This is a genomic window from Devosia sp. MC1541 (assembly GCF_012847305.1).
Classification (GTDB): domain Bacteria; phylum Pseudomonadota; class Alphaproteobacteria; order Rhizobiales; family Devosiaceae; genus Devosia.
Map to the genome: position 1 here is coordinate 15,124 of NZ_JABBDZ010000010.1, position 18,606 is coordinate 33,729.

The following is an 18,606-nucleotide window of genomic DNA, read 5'->3' on the forward strand; positions in this document are numbered from 1 at the left end:
CTCAGGGGAGAGGGCTGGAGTGAGGGTTGAAACGCCGTCGGCAGGTACACTAGGCAAGGAGTTCATTCCGCCACAGGAGCCCACAAAACAGCATCGATGCGCTGGGCCCCCGTCGCCAGCATCACCACGCGATCAAAGCCAAGGGCTACACCCGAAGCTTCCGGCATAAAGGCCAATGCTGCTAGAAAGTCCTCGTCGATTGGATAGCGCTCACCATAGATGCGCGCTTTTTCGTTCATCTCATCCTCAAAGCGTACACGCTGTTCAGCTGGGTCTGTCAGCTCGCCAAAGCCATTGGCAAGCTCCACACCACAAGCATAGACCTCGAACCGCTCAGACACGCGTAGATCCCCCGGGACGCGTCGGGCCAGCGCTGCCTCACAGGCTGGATACCGGTCGAGCACTGTCACCCGGCCATTGCCCAGTTCCGGTTCAACCTTCTCCACGAGCACATGCGTAAAGAGGTAACTCCATGAGTTATCGTCAGGAATTGCCATGCCGACAGCCTTCATTTGCGCCGCAAGCTTCTCCCCGTCTGGCACACCGTCTTCGTCCATGGTCGCTAAAAGATCGACACCAGCGAACTGCAAGAAAGCATCGGCCACGCTGACACGTTCGGCGGGCAAGCGTGGGTCACAGGTTCGGCCCTTAAAGGCGAACTCAGCAATCCCGGTCGTTTCTGCTGCCAGCTTTATCAGCGCCACGGTGTCCTCAATGATGACATCATAAGCTTCGCCAACCCTATACCACTCGAGCATAGTGAACTCAGGATGGTGGGTCGCGGAGCGTTCACGATTGCGCCAGACGTGCTGCAGGCTCGCGATCCGCTTTTCCCCCGCAGCCAGCAGTTTCTTCATGGTGAACTCGGGCGAGGTGTGCAGATACATCGCCTGTGCCAGTCCGTCATTACCGATCATCTGCGTACCAAAAGCATGCAGGTGAGTCTCATTCCCCGGCGAGCGTTGCAGCCCCGGTGGATCGATCACAAGGAAGTCACGCTCGCCCATCCAAAGGCGCACAGCAGCATCGATCTTGGCCCGGCCAATAAGCAGCGGGCGGCGGTCTGCATGGCGATCAGGGTGCCACCAGGGCGTTTCACCCGATGGAAATGGCTTGGTCATGGTGTTTCTTGCGGTCCGGTCTGGCGAAAAGGCGCAGAATATTGTATCCGGCGCTCCACAGAACATATTCCGGCGCCTGGATGGCATTGCCTCTAGACCGCGCCAACGACACGAACAAGGAATAATTATGGTCAAGGTGATTGCCTCGTCCCTGCGTAAGGGCAACGTCGTCGAGCAGGACAACGCCCTGCACGTCGTCCTCACGGCAGAAAACGTCCACCCAGGTAAGGGCAATTCGGTGACCAACGTCACCATGCGCCGCATCTCGGACGGCGTTAAGGTTCTCGGCCGCTGGCGCACCGTTGAAATGGTGGAAAAAGCCGACGTTGATGATCGTGAATACGATTACCTCTACTCGGATGGCGAAGGCCACCACTTCATGGAGCCAACCAATTACGAACAGATCACCGTTGGTGACGACGTTATTGGCGACCAGAAGGCTTACCTTTCGGACGGCATGAAGGTTCACCTTCTGACCCACGAAGGCATCGCGCTCTCGATGGACCTGCCAATGCGCATGACCTTCGAAATCGTTGAAACCGAGCCAGTAGTTAAGGGCCAGACAGCTTCGTCTTCGTACAAGCCTGCAATCCTCAACAACGGACTGCGTGTCATGGTCCCACCGCACATCGACGCTGGCACCAAGATCGTTATTCTGACCGAAGACAACTCCTACGTTGAACGCGCGAAGTAATCTTCGACGCGTCCGCAGGACATACAAACGGGCCCCTCAGGGCCCGTTTTTTTATTTGTCGTCGATAGCGTTTTCGGCGGCATACCAGTGCGACGAAGATCGGCCAGGCGGGGTCCCTTCAGCCAGCCAACGATCATAAGCGAGCTGGCGCTGATGCGCGCCCTTGGCCTTGAGCCAATAGTCCATGGCCTGCCCTTCCGGACACCCATCCTGCTCCCAAAGAAAATAGGCTGTCTGACGAACTCGCTCCGCCATAACCGTATTTTTATGCACTTAGGCACCCACACCGTTGAAAGATCACGTAATCCATCAACCGCGCGAGCGCCCCACTTGTTCCGTACTAACTAAAGCGTGACCCTTAAGGCTGGAAGCGCTCTGTGAGCCACTTCATCTGCTCACGGTCCTGGAAAGGACCACCGCCTTCGTGGTTGTTGAATTCATATTCAACGAGCGTTTTATCGCTGCCCGAGAAGGCCTTGAATGCAGCAAACACGGTCGATGGTGGACAGATGTCATCCATCATACCAACAGAGAACAGCGCCGCTGCCGAGCTGCGCCGCGCAAAATTGACCCCATCAAAATAACGCAGGGTATCAAACACCTGCGCGGTTTTTTCCCGATGCTGAGCAAGGAAACGCACGATTTCAAGATAGGGATCGCGCCCGGCCTGACGGACCGAACGCGGGAAATCGCAGAGGAACGGCACGTCCGGCATCACAGCTTTAACGCGAGGATCGAGCCCGGCCACAGCAATGGCAATACCACCGCCCTGCGAGCCACCGTTGACGGCTACGCGGGTCGGGTCAACGAAGTCTTGCCCAATCATTGCGTCGAGCGCACGAACGCCGTCAGTAAAGACGCGGCGGTAGTAATAGTCGTTTTTGTCGAGCACGCCCTTGGTCATCATGCCCGGGATCTGGCTTGTCGAGCCGACAGGATCTGGCGTTGCCCCCATGCTCCAACTGGAGCCTTGTCCGCGTGTATCCATACGGAAATAGGCATAGCCAGACGCTGCCCAGTGCAAGAGTTCATGAGGGAACCCTCTGCCACCGCCATAGCCGACAAACTGCACGAGCAGCGGCAGTTTTTCTGGCCGAAGTGTCGGCAGCGCAAGCCATCCCTTTACCGGATGCCCACCAAAACCGGGGAAGGTCACGTCAAAAACCTCCACCAGCTTGAGCGTCGTCTCAGCCGGGATCATCACCACTTCCCCGCCCACGGAACGCGCTTCTGCCAATGTGCTGTCCCAAAAGGCAGCAAAATCATCAGGCATCGTCACCTGGCTTTCATAGGCGTCGATAGCGGGGTGTTGCAGATCGGGAAAGGGCACTTTCAAAGCTCCGGTCAACAGGACAGCGCACGCAGCACAAATCACTGCGCGCGGAATAGACTTCGATGATAGGCGATCATGGCCGTGCTTGGCCAAAATTCTGCACTGTCAGGGAGAAACAATTTCCGGCCGCCATTCGGCAGTGATCGCGCACTGCTATCCATGAGATCAGCGCGAGCAATAAAGGCCTCGAAAGCGTCGGATATCAGGACTAATCCCGATTGTAACAAGCGTCCGGTAGCGCGCTCAACCAGAACCGCATTCTCAGGATGAATACGTCCACCATGCTCCAAGGGCTGGAGGAAGAACACCGTGGGCTCAAGATTTTTGTTTGAAAGATCCGCGCCGCTCACCGCACAGCGGAAACGGTATTGTTCCATCAAGCGGTTAGCGAGGGTGGCGATCTCTGAATAGTCAAAGAACGCTTGGGCCGCCTCTCCAAAGCCGCTGCTGGAATCGTCATCTGCCATGGGTACGCGCCTCTAGGGCAAGAACCTACGCAAATTTTACGGGCAGTAAAGTCCTCAGTTTTGTCCCGACGCAGAGAAAAACCGCGAGCTCTGGCCCGCACACAGAGGCTATGTGAGCAATGAGTCGCAATAGTGGAACGCTAAAGCAATGGGAGCGCTTACACCGAGCGCATCAACAGTGCGGCGGCGACGGCGACGGGTGTTGGATATCCGGCCACCACCAATGTCGCTGCCACCGCACCACACGTATCGCCACGACCGCGCCGACCAAAGCCAGCCCCGCCTGCAGCGACTGCCTCGACCTTCCCAATTGTAAAAATGCAATCGGGGCCCCACGGTCGAGGACTGCAGCTAGGCTATCGAATAAACGAATATTCTGCCAAGCCAAATCGAGATAATTTTGGAATAACAGCCGGTTAATAAGATGTACGCCAAAAAGGGGAAGGTATTTTCCGGGATATGTGAGTGCCGAAACACCCCATCCCGTGTGTGGATATATCCTATCAAACCGGCCCTATATCGGGCGCGTTAGCGCCCGACTGTGTCCATAAAGTGTTGCAGCACCTTATCGGCCTGAATTTCCGTGCAGATCGTGTTGGAGCGACGACCAGTCCACGCCGGGTGACCACCCTTGCGGCTATCGGGCCACTGCGCCGTCTGACCTGCGGCTAGACCATCGCGGATCACCACAATCGGACCAGTACGGGTTTCAAACCATTCTGGGAACAAAGCGTAGGTCACTGCAACCATGTCGTGGCCAACCACGCCATCGATGTCCATCACGGCCTTGTAGAAACCAGCATAAAGCTGAGACACGTCACGGATGAACTTGCCGTTGTCGCCGCCCTTTTCAGCAACCACGTCAAGCATCTTATCGGTAACGATAATATCGTGCGTGACATCGAGCCCGATGACATGCACCGGCCATTCTGCCGCAAACATTTCGTCGGCCGCCACTGGATCGCCGCAGATATTGGCTTCTGCCAGCGGGGTCATATTGCCCGAACGGCCCTTATAGCCGAACGCGCCGCCCATGATGATGACCTGTTTGGTCAGCTTGGCCACTTCTGGGTCCTGACGCAGCGCCAGAGCCAGATTGGTCATACGGCCAACAGCAATAATTGTCACTTCGCCCGGGTACTTGCGCACGGTATCGATGATGAACTGGGTCGCCGAAACCGGCGCCAGACCAGATTCGTCGACTTCCGGCAGCTCCACATCACCCAAGCCGTTCACACCGTGAATAGCGGCAGGCTCTTCCTTGTAGACGCCGTCCAGCGTTTCGCCGGCGCCGCGCGCGACCGGAGCAGAAATGCCAAACATTTCACGCAGTACCAGCGCATTACTGGTCGTCGTCGCAATGTCGGCATTGCCCACAACAGTGGTAATGCCCAGAAGTTCGAGTTGTGGCAGCTTGCTGATATACAGCAGCGCCATAGCATCATCGATGCCCGGATCGGTGTCGAAAATGACCTTCATGCGATTAGTCCTTTGTGTCTGAGGCTGGTGTATAGCAAATATCGGCGTCCCCCTAGTACATCCCGCTTGACTATGAACCATTTTTGACCAAACGATCAAAAATACGTTCGTCTGACTTGGGAGGGTCATGATGCGTTTCGGGTATAAGGCTTCGGCAGAACAGTTCGGGCCAAGCACGCTTCTCGATTTTGCTGTCGCGGCTGAAAAGGCCGGATTTGACTCCGTCTTCGTGTCTGACCATTTCCAACCGTGGAAACACACGGACGGCCACGCACCGTTCGCTCCGGGCTGGATGTCCGCGGTTCTCGCTCGCACCGAGCGCATTATCTTGGGCACCTCGGTGCTCACCCCCACCTTCCGCTTGCACCCGACCGTTGTCGCCCATGCCTTTGGCACTATGGGGGCGATGTTCCCCGGACGCGTCATTCTCGGGGTTGGCACGGGTGAAGGTCTCAATGAAGTTCCCGCCACCGGCATGGAATGGCCAGAGCTGAAAGAACGTTCGGCCCGCCTACGCGAAGCGGTCAAACTCATCCGCACCCTCTGGACCGAAGATCGCGTCAGTTTTGAGGGCGAGTATTACAAGACCGTCAACGCCACCATCTACGACAAGCCTGCCGAACCTGTGCCGATTTACATCGCAGCTGGCGGTCCGCTGAATGCCAAATATGCCGGCCGCGCTGGCGATGGGTTCATCTGCACCTCCGGCAAGGGTGCAGATCTCTACACCAAAGAACTGCTGCCCAATGTTGAAATTGGTCGAGGTGAAAGCGAACGCGCGGCAAAGCCCTTTGAGCGCATGATCGAGGTGAAAGTCTCCTTTGATCCAGACGCGAACCGCGCTCTAAATGATTGCCGCCATTGGGCCGCTCTCGCCCTCTCCGCTGAAGAAAAGCATTCGGTGCAAGATGCCGAGGAGATGGAACGCCTCGCAGATGCCCTGCCGATTGAGCGTGTCGCTAAGCGCTGGATTGTGTCTTCCGACCCCGACGAGCATGTCGAGCAGATTAAAACCTATATCGACTATGGGTTTGATCATCTGGTCTTCCACGCCCCCGGCCCAGACCAGCATCGCTTCTTGGACCTCTATTCGAAAGAAATCCTCCCTCGGCTGCGGAACCTGGCAGGCTAAAAATGGCAAGAATTTCGGCTTGGGGGGTCCCCGGAATTCCTGAAATCATCAAGGGCGACGACCTCGTCGCTCTCATCGGGAAAGCATTGATCGAGCAGGCCATCGCAGAGCCAGATTGTGCCGTGCAGCCTGGCGACATCTTGGTCGTCACCTCCAAAATCGTATCGAAAGCCGAAGGCATGCAGGTGCCCGCGCAAGACCGTGAAAAGGCTATCGCCGAAGATACAGTGCGCATCGTTGCCGAACGTATTCACCCCGGCGGCGTGACTCGGATTGTCGAAACCCGTCAAGGTCTCGTCATGGCGGCCGCTGGCATCGACATGTCCAATGTCCCTGAGGGCATAGCCCTTCGCCTGCCTACCGACCCTGATGCCTCCGCCCGCGCCCTCTGTGCGGGCCTTCGCGAACGGTTTGGCTTTGATCTCGGCCTCATTATCACCGATACCATCGGCCGCCCTTGGCGTGTTGGCCAGACAGACCAAGCCATTGGCGCGGCTGGATTACAGCTCACCGACGATTTGCGGGGAGCCAATGACGCCAATGGGCGTCCGCTGCACGTCACTCAGGCCGTCATCGCCGATGAGATCGCTGGAGCTGCCGATTTGGTGAAAGGCAAAACCACCAATATTCCCGTCGCCGTCGTGCGCGGCCTTGGCCACTTCGTCCGCGATTTGGACGCGCCGGGCGCGCGAACCCTTACCCGAACGGGGGACGATGATATGTTCCGCTTTGGCTCCGCCGAAGCCTATCGGCTTGGCTATCAGGCCGCTCTGGCAGAGCAAAACACGCCGCCTCGTCCGAGGCGCAGAGCGGGTTCGGCGGAACCGGATGCAGCGGCCTCGCAAAGCCCACCGAAAGCAGAAAACAGGTCCAGCTCCCACAAGGGAAATGCACTCTAGCTCACCGCTCTCCGCAGGAACCGTCGCATGCGTACACTTATGTTTATTGCCACTGCGGCCGTGTTCATCGTCCCGGCCCACGCCCAGACGCTCTATCCCCTCACCGTCGAAAACTGCGGCGTGACCATCACAATTCCGCAAGCTCCCGAGCGCGTCGTTACCATCAAGTCGACCGCAACCGAGCTTCTACTCTCGCTTGGCTTGGGAGACAAAATCGTTGGTGTCGGTTTTCAAGATGCTCCGCTCCCCGCGCATCTCTCTGACACGCAGCTCAATGTCCTTGCTGATACGCTGCCCAGTCAAGAAGTGGTGCTCGAAGTCGAACCAGACTTTATCTATGGCGGCTGGGAGAGCAATTTCACTGCCGGTGGCGCGGGTGAGCGCTCGACTCTTACTAAGCTTGGTGTCGCCAGCTATGTCGCCCCCGCAGCCTGCCGGAGCATTGCTCCACCCAAACTGACCTTCGACGACCTCTTTGCTGAGATCACCGAAATGGGCAGCATTTTTAATGCCGCGTCAGCAGCCAATGCTCTGATTGCAGAACAAAAGTCGACCCTCGCGAGCATTACGCCGGACACACGCGGCCTAACAGCCGTCTGGTATTCCTCTGCGACGAAAACCCCTTATGTCGGAGCCGGCAACAATGCACCCGCCATGATGATGGAAGCTCTCGGCCTCACCAATATCTATGCCGGCATCCCCGAAGGCTGGACCTCTGTAGGCTGGGAAGCAGTTGCTGATGCCAACCCGGACATCATTATCCTGGTTGAAACCCCTTGGAACACTGCCGAGCAGAAGAGAACTTTGCTGGCGGAGAACCCGGTGACCAAGGAAATGGATGCGGTCAAGAACACCCGCTACCTCACTCTGCCCTTCCCCGCTGCGGAAGCTGGTGTGCGGACCATCCCCGCTATTGTTGACCTGTCTAAGCAGCTGTCGAACCTCAGCATACCATGACTTTTTGGCCGCAAGTAAATGTCGTCAGCGCATCGGAAGAGAAGAACACAGAGGCGGCTCCATGACCCGAGTGTTGCTCCCACTTCTCTTTATGCTGACTCTCTTGGCAGCTATTGTCGCCATCACCATCGGCCCAGCCGACATCACCCCAAGTGATGCGCTTGCCGTTATCGCCTATAAGCTCGGCCTTCTGCCCGAGAGCCCACTTTCAGCCCTCCGCACCGCCATTATCTGGGACCTTCGCCTGCCCCGCGTGCTTGCCGCCATAGGCACCGGAGCGGGCCTAGCCTTGGCAGGAACAGTGATGCAGGCCCTCACCCGCAATCCATTGGCTGACCCCTATCTCTTGGGCCTCAGCTCGGGCGCCGCGCTTGGCGCTGTTATCTTTATGCTGCTGGGGTGGACGCTCGTTCTGTCCTTCGGTGCGTTCATCGGCAGTCTTGCCGCTCTAACCCTCGCGCTCACCATCTCCAAACTGCTTGGCGGCACCACACCGAGCCGCGCCATTCTGGCGGGCATCTGCATCTCGGCCCTAGCAACCGCTGCCACCTCATTCCTCATCTTCTGGTCCGCCACAGGCGATAGCTATCGCGAAATCCTAAGCTGGCTGATGGGCTCCCTTGCCGGGACCACGTGGCCCGAAACCGGTCTCATTTTCGCAGTGCTCGTCGTGTCCGTCCCAATCATTCTGCATGCTGGTAAAGCGCTGGACGCCTTTGCCTTTGGCGATATCGCTGCCGCCAGCCTTGGCATTGATGTGCCGCGCTTGCGCTTTTCCTTGCTAGCCGTCACAGCCCTCCTCACCGGCATCATGGTGTCGATTGGCGGCGCTATCGGTTTTGTAGGTCTTGTTGTTCCCCATGTCGTGCGCCTTGCAACCGGGCCACGCCACCGTCTTTTGTTGCCCCATGCCGCCCTCTGCGGCGCAATTTTCATGCTGTGCACCGACACGGCCGCCCGTACCCTCTTCGAGCCGCGCGAGCTGCCGGTGGGCATTATTACCGCTCTTCTCGGCGCCCCGATCTTCCTAGTCGTGCTCATGCGCTATCGGAGGCTGACATGAGTTTGGACGTTCGCCAGCTCACTGTTGCCCATGGCGGCAAAACCATTGTTTCCAATGCTAGCTTGACAGCGCCCGCCGGAGCGATCACCGGCCTCATCGGCCCCAATGGTGCGGGCAAGTCAACACTGCTCACTGCCATCCTCGGCCTTACCCCTGCACGCGGCACCGTTGGCTTTGAGGGCTCTGACCTTCACGCCATGCCGCGACACGAGCGCGCCAAGATTGCTGCCTTTGTGGAGCAGTCGGTTTCAACTGAAGAGCGGCTCACCGTTGCCGATGTCGTTGCACTCGGGCGCATTCCACATCAGCCCGCTTGGGCAAGCGCCCTTTCACCTCAAGACGAACTCATTGTCGGCGCTGCGCTAAGCGCAACCGGAATGACGGCGTTCTCCGCTCAGAGATTTCATACTCTTTCAGGCGGGGAGCAGCAGCGCGTGCTGATCTCACGTGCCCTAGCCCAAGCACCGCGCCTCCTGCTGCTTGATGAGCCGACCAGTCACCTCGATATCAAGGCACAATTGCAACTGCTGACACTGCTGCGGCGCCTAGCGGAGAGCGGCATGACAATTGTCTTGGCAATTCATGATCTCAACCACGCCGTCCGCTTCTGCGACCATCTGGTCGTCATGGACCATAGTAAAGTTATCACCCAAGGCAGACCCAAAGAAATCATCACCGATGATCTTCTGCGCACAGTCTACGGGGTGAAAGCACATCTTCAAAATGGCGATCACATCAGCGTCTTTTTTGAAGATGTCTCCGACAGTTGGAATTGAGATTGACAAACCACAATTAGAGCATGAAAAATTTGATCATCTGGTCAAATTTATTGCTGACAGGGAGCGCGGGGGAATAAATGGAATTTGGCATTACATTTAAGGGCTTTATCGAACACGAGCGGGCACGATATCTGGTCCGTGCGGCGGAATATGCCGGGTTTTCCTACTGCTGGTTTTACGACAGCCACATCCTCTGGCGCGATTGCTACGCCGCTATTGCCATGTGCATGGAACACACAACGGACATGCGCTTCGGCCCACTGGTGACCAATCCGGACGTGCGCGACTGGTCCGTCGCTGCCTCAATTTTTGGTTCTCTCGCCAAACAGTCCGGCGGTCGGTTCGACCTCGCCGTTGGCCGTGGTGACAGCTCCATGCGCGTCATGGGCAAAAAGCCCGCCACCCTCGCCCGCGTTGCCGAATTCATCGACAAAACAAAGGCTATGGTGCGTGGCGAAGAAGTTCACTACGGCGAAATCCCAGCGGCTGTGAAGTTTCCGTGGGCGGTCGGCCATGACATGCCGAGCTGGATCGCTGCTTATGGTCCGCTGGCCCTCAAGACCGCTGGCGAAAGCGCCGACGGCGTTGTCTTACAGATTGCCGACCCCGGCCTCTGCAAGTGGTTTACCGACCAGTGCATCGACGCTGGCAAGGCCGCAGGCAGAGACATGAGCAACTACCGCTCCATGGCCGCTGCCCCGGCCTATTTCGGCGACAAGAAGCGCGCTATCGAGAAGGTCAAATGGTTCCCAGCGATGGTCGGCAACCACGTCGCCGACATCGTCGAAAAATATGGCTCTGATAGCGACAAAGTCCCGGCAAGTCTGACCAGCTACATCGAAAAGCGCCGCGGCTACGACTATTCCAAGCATGGTCAAGCCGATAACCCATTCCTCGACTTCATCTCCGATGACGTCGTTGAGAGCTTTTGCGTGCTCGGAGAGCCCGACGACCACATCGCCAAGATCCGCAAACTGGAAGACGCTGGCGTCACCCAGTTCAACATCTATCTCGACAGCGGTGATGAAGAAGAAATCATCGCCAACTACGGCCGTCACGTCATCCCGGCTTTCCGCTAAGAAGCTCCCCTGCGCTAGGCTACGTCTAGCGCAGGACCTTTCGCGGTCTGTGCGAACCACTCAACGGTACGCATCAATCCCTCATCGAGCGCAATTCTTGGGTGCCAACCGATAAGTTCTTCTGCACGCGAAATGTCTGGGCGACGACGCTTTGGATCGTCCGCTGGCAATGGAGAATAAACGAGCCTGCTCTGGCCGGGGATAAGTTGCGAAACTTTCTCTGCCAATTCAGCAATCGTGAACTCACCGGGATTACCCAGATTGACCGGCGCCTCCGGGTTTAGCTGGAGCGCCATGAGACCGCACAGGCCCGCAACAAGGTCCGACACAAAGCAGAACGACCGTGTTTGTGTCCCGTCGCCGTAGATGGTCAGGGCCTGCCCAGCAAGCGCCTGAACAATAAGATTGGAAACAATCCGCCCATCGTCCGCCCGCATGCGAGGCCCGTAGGTATTGAAGATGCGAGCGACGCGGACGTTGGCCTTGCCCAAACGCAGATAATCAAAGCAGAGGGCCTCTGCGGCGCGCTTGCCCTCATCATAGCAAGCGCGCGGACCAGTGCAGTTTACATGCCCGACATAGTCCTCACGCTGAGGGTGAACATCTGGATCGCCATAAACTTCGCTGGTGGAGGCCTGCACCAAGCGCGCGCCGTTTGCTTCGGCCAGATAAAGCAGGTTTTTAGTACCCAGAACGCAGGTCATCATCGTGCCGATTGGATCGGCTTGGTAGTGCGGAGGTGAAGCGGGGCAAGCGAGGTTATAAATCTCGTCGAGGCGCTCGTTGATCATCGGCAGCGAACGAACGTCACCCTCAATCAGCTTGAACTTAGGGTGGTTTTCTAGCGCCGCAATATTTTGTCGGCGTCCGGTCTGGAAACTATCGAGACAAAGAACCTTTGCGCCTATCCCCAGAAGGGTCTCGCACAAATGCGAGCCTAGAAACCCCGCACCGCCAGCAACCAAAATTGTCTTCGGCTCGGTGCGTTCTAATCCACTCATAAAATAACTCGTTGCCAGCTCAAAAATATGCGCCGACCATAACGGCATAGGGCCCGCGCGCAAGAGTACTGCCCATAAAAAAACCGCCCCGTAGGGCGGCTTCATGTTTGATTATTCAGCCGGGGTCGGCTTGGTCTCTTCCTCGCCGTGGTGCCCATCATCCGGGCCCTTTGGCATGAAGCGGCGGGTGAAGGCGCTGAAGCTATCGATATAGGTCAACAGCACAGGCACCACCAACAGCGTCAATGCCGTCGAGGAGATCAAACCGCCAATAACAGCGTGTGCCATCGGTGCGTTCTGCCCGCTGCCTTCGTGCAGGCTTAGAGCCAGCGGCAGCATGCCAAAGATCATGGCCAGAGTGGTCATGATGATTGGACGGAAACGGGTAACACCGGCCTCCACGAGCGCTTCGTAGAGATTCATGCCGTCTTTGACGTGTTGGTTAGCATTGTCGACCAGCAGAATAGCGTTCTTCACCACAAGCCCCATCAACATGATAAAGCCGATTGCAGAGAACATATTCAGCGTCGAACCGCCAACGAGCAAGCCGACCATCACCCCGATCAGAGCCAATGGGAGCGAGCCCATGATCGCCAGTGGCTGCAAGAAGCTGCCAAACTGGGACGCCAGAACGAGGTAGATGAAGATCACAGCCAGCAGCAAGGCCGAGCCAACCGAACCCATGGTATCGGCAATCTGCTCAGCTTCACCACCAAAGCCACTACGGTAGCCCACTGGGAACTCGATCTTGTCGATCGCAGCCTGCACCTGCGGAATAACGGTCCCCAATTCAACGCCTTCAAGGTTGGCTGAGATGGTTACGCCACGCTGAAGATCCTGACGGTTGATAGTGGCCGGGCCGTTGCTTTCAACGACTTCAGCAACCTGACCGAGCGTGATCATTTCCTGGGTGCCGGTGCCGGTCTGTGCAATCGGCAGATTTCCGATGGCTTCGATGTCATTGCGCAGGCTTTCTGGTAGACGCACGACAACCTTATAGACCTGACCATTTGGCGCGACCCAATCCGATACGTCTTCACCCGAGATCAGCGGCCCCAAGGTTGCAGCAATCTGACCCAGCGAAACGCCAAGGCTATCAGCGAGCTCGCGGTTGATCTGTATGCCGACAACGGGCTGGGCCTCATCGAGCGAGGAAGAAATATCGATCAGGCCAGGAATCTGGCGGAGATCTTCCATGAAGCCATCTGCGAGACTTCCGAGCACTTCAAAGCTGTCGCCATAAAGAGTGACGGACACCGGCGCTGTGCTCGGACCCATCATCGAGGCAACGGCAACTTCGAACTTGCTGCCTGGGATCGCCTGTAGATCACGACGCAGCTTAGGCATGAAGTCAGCGACGCTAATATCACGCTCCGCTGCACCGACCAGAGTGACGGTCATCGTGCCAACATTGGCGCCGTCCGCAGACATACCACCAGCGATAGTGGAATATGTACGCTCCACTTCTGGGTGGGCACGAACGATCAGTTCAGCCTGACGGAGCTTGCTTTCGGTATACTCCTTTGAAGAACCCGACGGGGTTTCCACCTTAACGGTGAAAATGCCGTTGTCAGTCGCCGGAACGAATTCGACGCCAACCCGTGGGAACAGAGCTACAGCACCAACCAACGACAGCAATGCGATCAGCAGCACTGTCTTGCGGCTCTTGAGACCCCAACGAATGAGGTGACGATAGCCTTCGGTGATGCCTTCGAACCAGCGATCAAAACCCTGAATGGCACGACCAACAGGGCCACGCTTTGCATTGGGGTTCGAGGCCGGATCATACCACACGCTCGACATCATCGGATCGAGCGTAAACGCTACGAACAGCGAGATGAGAACGGCAACAGAAACGGTGACACCAAACTGCAAGAAGAACTTGCCCATGATGCCGTCCATGAACGCTACCGGCAGGAACACCGCAACGATGGAGAGCGTGGTGGCCAGAACAGCCAGACCGATTTCATTGGTACCATCAAAAGCCGCCTGACGGTGGCTCTTGCCCATGTGCAGATGGCGCGTGATGTTTTCACGAACCACGATCGCGTCGTCGATAAGAATACCAACGGCAAGCGATAGTGCGAGCAGGGTCATGGTGTTGAGCGAGAAGCCGAGGAAGCTCAGCGCCACCATGGTACCGATGATCGAAATCGGCAGGGTCAGACCGGTAATGATGGTCGAACGCCAAGAGTTCAGGAACAGGAAGACGATGACGACGGCGAGAACCGCGCCTTCAATCAACATGTTCTGAACGGCATGGAAGCTGTCCTCAACGGGCTTAGCGTTGTCGACCACAACCTCGATATTCACTTCGCCGTTTGGCAGTTCTGTCGCCAGAAGACGATCAATGGTCTTGCGAATATCGGTGGCAACGCCAACGGTATTCGCGCCCTGCGTCTTCAGAATATTGATGGCGAGAGCGGGTTCACCATTCAAGATCGCCAGAGAGTCTGTCTCGCCAGTGCCATCTTCAATGATTGCAACGTCGCGCAGCGTGACCGGCTGACCACCTTGGTTGCCCACGGTGATGTCGTAATAGTCCTGCTGGTCTTCAATGCGACCGAGAACCTGGATCGAGCGCACAATGCTGTTTTCAGTGATCGAGCCGGCAGCCAGATCCTTGTTGGCCGCCTTGAGCGCGTTGATAACAGCCGCGGGGCTAATATTGTAGGCGCTGAGCAGGTTTGGATCGAGCTGGATGTTAAGCTGACGTGGCGTGCCACCGACAACAGTCGCCGAACCAACACCATTAATATTTGACAGGCGCTTGACGATGATCTCTTCGGTCAGAGCCGTTAGGTCACGAGCCGACAGCGTATCCGAGCTGACCGCGAGGGAAAGCACCGGCAATGCCGACGGGTCAAAACGCAAGACCTGCGGGTCCATCGCGGCCGCTGGGAAATTCGCCTTGATCGGATCGATCTTGTCGCGAACGTCCTGCGCCTTCTGCTGCGAGTTCGCTTCAAGGTCAAACATCATGATGACCATTGCGCGGCCAGGCTGCGCAATCGACTGAACCGTATCAAGGCCAGCAATGGTGTTGACCGCGTCTTCGATCGGCTCGATCAAATCCTGCTCAACCGCTTCCGGCGAGGCCCCTGGATAGGAGACCACCACCGCAACGACTGGCAAGTCGATGTCGGGAAGCTGCTCAACCGGCAGCCGTGAATAAGAAAAGATACCAAACACCAGGATCGCGACCATGATCATGGTCGTGAAAACTGGGTTGTTTACGCTTATGCGCGTTAAGAACATTGGTTATTTCCCCACGAGTTCGTAGGTATCGCCAGCCGAAACTTCCGACAACGCTGCTGCGATAACGCTTTCGCCAACGGTGAGGCCTGTGACCTCAACGATGCGACCACGGTCCCACGCTGCGCCGACTTCGATAGCCTTGCGCTCAAGTGTGCCATTATTGAGAGCGAGAACAAACTTGCCGTCGGCGTCCTCACGCACTGCTGCTGCAGGCAGAGCTATCGCATCTGGCTTTTCAGCGACGGTAACTTCGCCCACAGCGAACATGCCACCACGCAGGATGCCGTCGACATTGTTAATCTCGATGTACATTGGCACGGTTCGTGTACCTGCGGTCGCAACTGGATTAACGCGCACAACCTTGCCTTCAAAGGCTTGGCCGTTAACGCCATTGACCGAAACGGCAACTGGCTGGCCAGCGGTGACAAGGGCGCTAGAGTTGACTGAAGCGGACGCTTGGAACTCCATCGAGTCAAGGTTCACGACAGTGAACAATGGTGTGCCTGCGCCAATGATCTGACCCGGCTCGACGCTACGAGCGGAAACGACGCCAGAGAGTGGCGAGCGCACAGTGGCGTTGTCGAGTGCGATCTCAGCCGCTGCGACACCATTTTCAAGAGCCGCTAGATTGGATTCCAGAGCAGCAGTGGCCGAACGGGCCTGCTCAAGAGCCGAAGGGCTGGTGAGCCCCTGACGCGCCAATTCTTCCGTGCGTTCCAGCTGCTGACGGCTGTTGGAGAGCTGAATTCGGGTGGCTTCTGCCGTCGCACGCTGCTGATTAAGCTGAATTTCGAGGGTAGCGCGATCGATTTCTGCGAGCACGTCACCTTCATTCACAGCGTCGCCTGGGCTTACGGTGACGGAAAGAACACGACCCGACGCCTGCGCGGACACGCTCGCCTGGTGACCAGGGACGAGCGACCCGGTGACCTTGACCGACTGCTTGAGGGTTGTCGGCGCGATCTCGACAATCTCGGTCGGGATCAGCTGCTTGGCAACAGCGGTTGTGTCCTCAACCACCGCAGGCGCCTCTGGCTGTGGGCGAGTAAGCATGAACGCCGCGCCCCCGACAACGATAACGCCGAGAACGACCCAACGAAGAACCTTCTTCTTCGGCTTAAGCCCTTGAGCGATGCGCTCTTCGTTCATTTTATCGAACTTGCTTTGCGCCCATTCGGGCTTCTTATGTGCGTCCGTCATGTCGGTTCCTTTCGCGGCGTGGCGTCGTTTTGCAAGTCGCCAGCCCAGTAGGCAAGAATATCTGCAGATTTTTCGTATAGTTTATGGAGTTCGAGAACGCGTATTGCGGCCGCTGCGTCCTCTCCCTCAATTCCTTTGGCGCAGGCCATTATCCTGCTCGCATTGCGTCGAGCTTGCGTCGCCATGCGTTCCAACATGTGTTGATGAAACGTCCCGTCGACAAGATAGTAGTCCTGACGATCACCGGAGTGCGCCACGCGCCGGATCATCCCGCGTTGAGTCAGTTGCCGAGCATTGGTGCTAACACTTGCTCGACTGACGCCCAGACGTTCGCTTATCTGCGCAAGACTCATCTCCTGTCCCTCGGCGACGAGCAGTCCGAGCACACGCCCAGAGATGCGTGCATCACCATGCTCCTGAGCCATCAGGCCCATTTCTTCGATGAATGCGTCGATTGCGGACACGGGCCACCCCTATCGTTCAGTCCCTACTAAACGATCTTTACGCCGCAAACAATCAATCCAATTGCATTGCTGCACCGCCTGCGACGCATCGCCACAAACTGATACGAGTGGGAACGGAGAACAGATCAAGTCGTTCACTACTAAAGAACGGAGATAGTTGATGACTACAGTGACGACTGTTCCTCATGTTGACCTCAATCGTTATTTAGGCCGCTGGTATGAGGTGGCGCGCCTGCCCCTGAAATGGGAAGATCCCAAAGCGACCGATATTACCGCCAACTATTCTCTTAGCGAGAGCGGTACAGTGCGCGTGGACAACCGCTGCTTTGATGAGGACGGAAAAGCCAGCCAATCGATTGGTGAAGCCAGCGTTCAAAACGACGCCAACAGTCAGTTGAAAGTCACCTTCCTGCCAGAGTTCATCCGCTGGCTGCCTTTTACCAGTGGCGACTATTGGATTATAAAGCTCGACAGCGACTATCGGCACGCCCTGGTCGGTACGCCGGACAATAAGAACCTCTGGCTTCTATCCCGCTCTGCGCACATAGAAGACGACGTCAAAGCAGAATATCTCCTTGAAGCTCAGCGCCAAGGGTTCGACCTTGACCAACTGATTGTGCCGCGTCACACGGGACGCGAAGTGACCGACGCGCAGATCGAAGCCGACAAGCATAACTAGGAACGAACTAGACAGGTCGCACGCCCTAACCCCCTACAAGCAATCAAAGAATTCACTGCAAATATTACGTACACCCTTATCGAAGCTGACGCGGCTGCTGTATTTTGACAAATACATCGGATGAAATAGAATATTTTGTAGAATACTGGCGAGCGACTGATCGTATCGTCGAGTAATTTCTACAGCGCGATAGCAACGTCTGACGATGAAAGTCGAGCGTCCATACAACGCAATAGAACTCCTCATCGCCTGCGCATGCTGAGATTTCGGGGGGAATCGAGTGCAGAAGAATAAAGCCGGAAAAGCCTCAAGTGAGTCACTCACCCAACAGGCCTATCACCGCATCAGCCTAGATATCCGAAACTGCACCCTACAGCCGGGTTCAGAAGTATCTGAAGGCGAAATTGCCGACAGTTTGGGAATGAGCAAGACCCCAGTGCGAGAAGCTCTGGGTCGTCTTGCACTGGAAGGTTTCGTGAAACCTCTACCGCGCCGCGGGTATCAGATCACGCCGCTGACTATCGACGATTTGACCGAACTATTCGAAATCCGCGGCATCCTTGAAAGCGCGATTGTCGAAGACATTATCGAACGCATATCGGATGAAGAGCTAGACGCGCTCGAGGCTCTCGCCCATGCCAGCCGCGATCCGGTGCAGGTGCAGACGGCCAGCGATATCATCAACACCAATCGCGCGTTCCATCTGGCGCTCGCAAAAGCCCATCAGAACAAGCGTATTTTCACGATTGCTGAGCACCATTTCGATGAAATGGAGCGATACTTCCACCGCGGGGCACGCTTGCCAGAACTCAGCCGGGACCTGAACGAAGATCACGTTGCTATCGTTAATGCGCTACGCAAACGCGACTTAAAGAGCGTCCGCAGCGCCATCATTGAACATAATTTCGAGACCCACAACCAGGTGCTCAGCGCACTGGCGGCGCCTCGCTTGCGACGCTCGATGGAAGACGTTGCGATCCGCCCCTAGGAACAAGCCCAGC

18 protein-coding genes are annotated in these 18,606 nt (G+C 56.8%); 9 read left to right on the forward strand and 9 right to left on the reverse strand.

Going from position 1 to position 18,606, the window contains the following annotated elements; translation table 11 throughout:
• Positions 1-62: 62 nt before the first annotated feature.
• Positions 63-1,121, reverse strand: coding sequence for an EF-P lysine aminoacylase EpmA (gene epmA, locus HKD40_RS11655; protein WP_169195945.1), 1,059 nt, complete (start codon positions 1,119-1,121; stop codon positions 63-65).
• Between the two features lie 127 nt (positions 1,122-1,248).
• Here epmA and efp point away from each other — a divergent pair, with 127 nt between their 5' ends.
• Positions 1,249-1,815, forward strand: a complete 567-nt coding sequence (gene efp, locus HKD40_RS11660; RefSeq protein ID WP_169195946.1) for an elongation factor P — start codon at positions 1,249-1,251, stop codon at positions 1,813-1,815.
• Positions 1,816-1,866: 51 nt separating this feature from the next.
• Here the strand turns inward: efp and HKD40_RS11665 are convergent, their stop codons facing one another.
• From HKD40_RS11665 to HKD40_RS11680, 4 genes are all read right to left on the reverse strand, one after another.
• The gene (locus HKD40_RS11665; protein WP_169195947.1) at positions 1,867-2,088 is read right to left on the reverse strand and encodes a DUF2934 domain-containing protein; all 222 of its coding nucleotides are present in this window, start codon (positions 2,086-2,088) and stop codon (positions 1,867-1,869) included.
• An 85-nt stretch (positions 2,089-2,173) separates the two neighbouring features.
• Complete coding sequence (locus tag HKD40_RS11670; protein ID WP_169195948.1) at positions 2,174-3,145, reverse strand: acetylxylan esterase; 972 nt, start codon at positions 3,143-3,145, stop codon at positions 2,174-2,176.
• Positions 3,146-3,186: 41 nt separating this feature from the next.
• The gene (locus tag HKD40_RS11675; RefSeq protein WP_169195949.1) at positions 3,187-3,615 is read right to left on the reverse strand and encodes a hypothetical protein; all 429 of its coding nucleotides are present in this window, start codon (positions 3,613-3,615) and stop codon (positions 3,187-3,189) included.
• 528 nt (positions 3,616-4,143) lie between these two features.
• Complete coding sequence (locus HKD40_RS11680) at positions 4,144-5,094, reverse strand: nucleoside hydrolase (RefSeq protein ID WP_169195950.1); 951 nt, start codon at positions 5,092-5,094, stop codon at positions 4,144-4,146.
• Positions 5,095-5,221: 127 nt separating this feature from the next.
• On the opposite strand from HKD40_RS11680, the gene fgd reads away from it, so the two are divergent.
• From fgd to HKD40_RS11710, 6 genes are all read left to right on the forward strand, one after another.
• Positions 5,222-6,226: a glucose-6-phosphate dehydrogenase (coenzyme-F420) gene (gene fgd / locus HKD40_RS11685; RefSeq protein WP_169195951.1), complete on the forward strand. Its 1,005-nt coding sequence runs from the start codon at positions 5,222-5,224 to the stop codon at positions 6,224-6,226.
• A 2-nt stretch (positions 6,227-6,228) separates the two neighbouring features.
• Complete coding sequence (gene cofE, locus HKD40_RS11690) at positions 6,229-7,125, forward strand: coenzyme F420-0:L-glutamate ligase (RefSeq protein ID WP_169195952.1); 897 nt, start codon at positions 6,229-6,231, stop codon at positions 7,123-7,125.
• 27 nt (positions 7,126-7,152) lie between these two features.
• Positions 7,153-8,082 carry an ABC transporter substrate-binding protein gene (locus HKD40_RS11695; RefSeq protein ID WP_169195953.1) on the forward strand — a complete coding sequence of 310 codons (930 nt, stop codon included), beginning with the start codon at positions 7,153-7,155 and terminating at the stop codon, positions 8,080-8,082.
• Between the two features lie 61 nt (positions 8,083-8,143).
• A complete protein-coding gene (locus HKD40_RS11700; protein WP_169195954.1) occupies positions 8,144-9,145 on the forward strand; it encodes an iron chelate uptake ABC transporter family permease subunit in 1,002 nt (333 codons plus the stop codon).
• On the forward strand, positions 9,142-9,921 hold the full coding sequence (locus HKD40_RS11705; RefSeq protein ID WP_169195955.1) for an ABC transporter ATP-binding protein: 780 nt from the start codon (positions 9,142-9,144) through the stop codon (positions 9,919-9,921). Before HKD40_RS11700 ends, HKD40_RS11705 begins: the two co-directional genes overlap by 4 nt.
• Before the next feature lie 80 nt (positions 9,922-10,001).
• A complete protein-coding gene (locus HKD40_RS11710; protein ID WP_169195956.1) occupies positions 10,002-11,003 on the forward strand; it encodes a TIGR03842 family LLM class F420-dependent oxidoreductase in 1,002 nt (333 codons plus the stop codon).
• Between the two features lie 14 nt (positions 11,004-11,017).
• Here the strand turns inward: HKD40_RS11710 and HKD40_RS11715 are convergent, their stop codons facing one another.
• The 4 genes from HKD40_RS11715 to HKD40_RS11730 form a co-directional block, all read right to left on the reverse strand.
• Complete coding sequence (locus HKD40_RS11715; RefSeq protein ID WP_169195957.1) at positions 11,018-12,004, reverse strand: UDP-glucuronic acid decarboxylase family protein; 987 nt, start codon at positions 12,002-12,004, stop codon at positions 11,018-11,020.
• Positions 12,005-12,115: 111 nt separating this feature from the next.
• The gene (locus HKD40_RS11720) at positions 12,116-15,262 is read right to left on the reverse strand and encodes an efflux RND transporter permease subunit (RefSeq protein WP_169195958.1); all 3,147 of its coding nucleotides are present in this window, start codon (positions 15,260-15,262) and stop codon (positions 12,116-12,118) included.
• A 3-nt stretch (positions 15,263-15,265) separates the two neighbouring features.
• Positions 15,266-16,462 carry an efflux RND transporter periplasmic adaptor subunit gene (locus tag HKD40_RS11725; RefSeq protein ID WP_169195959.1) on the reverse strand — a complete coding sequence of 399 codons (1,197 nt, stop codon included), beginning with the start codon at positions 16,460-16,462 and terminating at the stop codon, positions 15,266-15,268.
• Positions 16,459-16,926, reverse strand: a complete 468-nt coding sequence (locus HKD40_RS11730; RefSeq protein WP_169195960.1) for a MarR family transcriptional regulator — start codon at positions 16,924-16,926, stop codon at positions 16,459-16,461. The genes HKD40_RS11725 and HKD40_RS11730 overlap by 4 nt, the downstream gene beginning before the upstream one ends.
• A 160-nt stretch (positions 16,927-17,086) precedes the next feature.
• Here HKD40_RS11730 and HKD40_RS11735 point away from each other — a divergent pair, with 160 nt between their 5' ends.
• Together HKD40_RS11735 and HKD40_RS18200 are read left to right on the forward strand one after the other, a co-directional pair.
• Positions 17,087-17,605 carry a lipocalin family protein gene (locus HKD40_RS11735; RefSeq protein ID WP_169195961.1) on the forward strand — a complete coding sequence of 173 codons (519 nt, stop codon included), beginning with the start codon at positions 17,087-17,089 and terminating at the stop codon, positions 17,603-17,605.
• Positions 17,606-17,885: 280 nt separating this feature from the next.
• On the forward strand, positions 17,886-18,593 hold the full coding sequence (locus tag HKD40_RS18200) for a GntR family transcriptional regulator (RefSeq protein ID WP_169195962.1): 708 nt from the start codon (positions 17,886-17,888) through the stop codon (positions 18,591-18,593).
• Positions 18,594-18,606: the final 13 nt, after the last annotated feature.

What these genes read in the sequence shown, in the direction of transcription:
- HKD40_RS11695 (WP_169195953.1), top strand. Translation starts at nt 7,153, where the DNA reads ATGCGTACACTTATGTTTATTGCCACTGCGGCCGTGTTCATCGTCCCG.
- HKD40_RS11710 (WP_169195956.1), top strand. Translation starts at nt 10,002, where the DNA reads ATGGAATTTGGCATTACATTTAAGGGCTTTATCGAACACGAGCGGGCA.
- HKD40_RS11725 (WP_169195959.1), bottom strand. Translation starts at nt 16,462, where the DNA reads ATGACGGACGCACATAAGAAGCCCGAATGGGCGCAAAGCAAGTTCGAT.
- fgd (WP_169195951.1), top strand. Translation starts at nt 5,222, where the DNA reads ATGATGCGTTTCGGGTATAAGGCTTCGGCAGAACAGTTCGGGCCAAGC.
- epmA (WP_169195945.1), bottom strand. Translation starts at nt 1,121, where the DNA reads ATGACCAAGCCATTTCCATCGGGTGAAACGCCCTGGTGGCACCCTGAT.
- HKD40_RS11675 (WP_169195949.1), bottom strand. Translation starts at nt 3,615, where the DNA reads ATGGCAGATGACGATTCCAGCAGCGGCTTTGGAGAGGCGGCCCAAGCG.
- HKD40_RS11715 (WP_169195957.1), bottom strand. Translation starts at nt 12,004, where the DNA reads ATGAGTGGATTAGAACGCACCGAGCCGAAGACAATTTTGGTTGCTGGC.
- HKD40_RS11735 (WP_169195961.1), top strand. Translation starts at nt 17,087, where the DNA reads ATGACTACAGTGACGACTGTTCCTCATGTTGACCTCAATCGTTATTTA.
- cofE (WP_169195952.1), top strand. Translation starts at nt 6,229, where the DNA reads ATGGCAAGAATTTCGGCTTGGGGGGTCCCCGGAATTCCTGAAATCATC.
- efp (WP_169195946.1), top strand. Translation starts at nt 1,249, where the DNA reads ATGGTCAAGGTGATTGCCTCGTCCCTGCGTAAGGGCAACGTCGTCGAG.
- HKD40_RS11705 (WP_169195955.1), top strand. Translation starts at nt 9,142, where the DNA reads ATGAGTTTGGACGTTCGCCAGCTCACTGTTGCCCATGGCGGCAAAACC.
- HKD40_RS11700 (WP_169195954.1), top strand. Translation starts at nt 8,144, where the DNA reads ATGACCCGAGTGTTGCTCCCACTTCTCTTTATGCTGACTCTCTTGGCA.
- HKD40_RS11720 (WP_169195958.1), bottom strand. Translation starts at nt 15,262, where the DNA reads ATGTTCTTAACGCGCATAAGCGTAAACAACCCAGTTTTCACGACCATG.
- HKD40_RS11680 (WP_169195950.1), bottom strand. Translation starts at nt 5,094, where the DNA reads ATGAAGGTCATTTTCGACACCGATCCGGGCATCGATGATGCTATGGCG.